This window comes from Rubritalea sp., assembly GCF_039830215.1.
In the GTDB taxonomy this organism is placed as follows: domain Bacteria; phylum Verrucomicrobiota; class Verrucomicrobiia; order Verrucomicrobiales; family Akkermansiaceae; genus Rubritalea.
Genome location: NZ_JBDOPO010000032.1, coordinates 1 through 1,507 on the forward strand (window position 1 = coordinate 1; position 1,507 = coordinate 1,507).

Sequence of the window (1,507 nt, forward strand, 5' to 3'; positions counted from 1 at the left end):
CTTCGAGTTGGCTAGGTGTGAGCGTACGTGCGTCTTGAAGTTTCATAGCTTATATCCAGCAGAAATAGTGCCAACTGGTTTTCCGCCTGATTAATAACACCTTTCAACCGGTTGGTGTGCCAACTTAGCATGAACATTTCTCTATTAAGATGTTAGCCACAGTACCCCTAGAAAATAAAACTCGCAGCCAACTTGGCAGCGAGTTTTAGACTTTGTCTGATAGCAAATAGCCACACTAGAGTAAGTGCTTCACAGCTTCTTTCTCGTCATTGAGCTCAGCTACTGAAGCATCAATCTTCGCGCGTGAGAATGCATTCACATCCAGTCCTTCAACAACTGACCATTTCTTTCCATCTTCAGTGCGAATCGGCATAGAAGCAATCAAGCCGGCATCAATCCCGTAGGAGCCTGGAGAACAAGCAGCCACACTGAACCAATCACCCGCAGGAGTCGGAGTGCACAAGCTTCGGACCGTGTCTACAACCCCATTGGCGGCGGATGCAGCAGAGGACGCGCCTCTTACCTTTATAATGGCAGAACCTCGCTGCTGCACAGCTGGGATAAATGTCTCCTGAAGCCAAGCTTCGTCAGTAATCAAATCAGTGGCCGGCTTACCTCCAATTTTGGCATTATAGAAATCTGGGTACTGCGTGGAGGAATGATTCCCCCATATACAGAGATTAGACACCTCAGAACTATGTACACCCGCCTTCACCGCGAGTTGCCCCTTTGCACGATTTTCATCGAGACGAGTCATCGCAAAAAAGCGATCATTTGGCACCCCACTCGCGTGCTGCATAGCAATGAGGCAATTCGTATTACATGGATTCCCCACGACAACAACCCGAACATCTGCAGCTGCTGAACGCCCAATAGCTTCACCTTGACCCGTGAATATTTTGCCATTGATTCCTAATAGGTCGTTACGCTCCATTCCAGCACCACGAGGAACAGAGCCAACTAATAATGCCCAGTTAGCACCCTTAAAACCATGATCTAGGTCACTAGCGGTAGTCACACTCTGCAGCAATGGAAAAGCACAATCGTCGAGCTCCATCACCACCCCTTGAAGGGCGCTCATGGCTGATTCGATCTCGATTAGGCGTAAAGCAACTGGCTGGTCTGGGCCGAACATAGCTCCAGATGCAATTCTAAAAAGTAAGGCATAGCCAATTTGGCCAGCAGCTCCGGTAACAGAGACAGTGATAGTGTTCTTCATAAATTCGCGCCTAACATAGGAGTCGAATTTTCACCCGTCAACTTCTTAAGTACCTTATAAGAAATTAGGACAATAAATATCGCGGATTCAACCTGGAAGTGCACCTTGTTAGTTAGGTGTTAAAAACATAAAGTTTGGGGTCTTTCTGTCGAGTACTTTACGAGGTCTGCTGTTTAGCTTTATCTCAACTTCAGCTATTTGATCGTCAGTTACCCCTCCGAAATCTGTTCGCCTAGGGAAGTATTGACGGATGAGGCCATTGGTATTCTCACTCAAACCTCTTTCCCA

The 1,507-nt window shown here is 47.2% G+C and carries 1 protein-coding gene and 1 pseudogene; both read right to left on the reverse strand.

Going from position 1 to position 1,507, the window contains the following annotated elements:
* Positions 1-235: 235 nt before the first annotated feature.
* A complete protein-coding gene (locus tag ABGY95_RS00840; protein WP_347439783.1) occupies positions 236-1,219 on the reverse strand; it encodes a malate dehydrogenase in 984 nt (327 codons plus the stop codon).
* A gap of 108 nt (positions 1,220-1,327) precedes the next feature.
* Positions 1,328-1,507, reverse strand: a pseudogene (locus ABGY95_RS00845) (IS30 family transposase); the annotation flags it as partial.

What these genes read in the sequence shown, in the direction of transcription:
- ABGY95_RS00840 (WP_347439783.1), bottom strand. Translation starts at nt 1,219, where the DNA reads ATGAAGAACACTATCACTGTCTCTGTTACCGGAGCTGCTGGCCAAATT.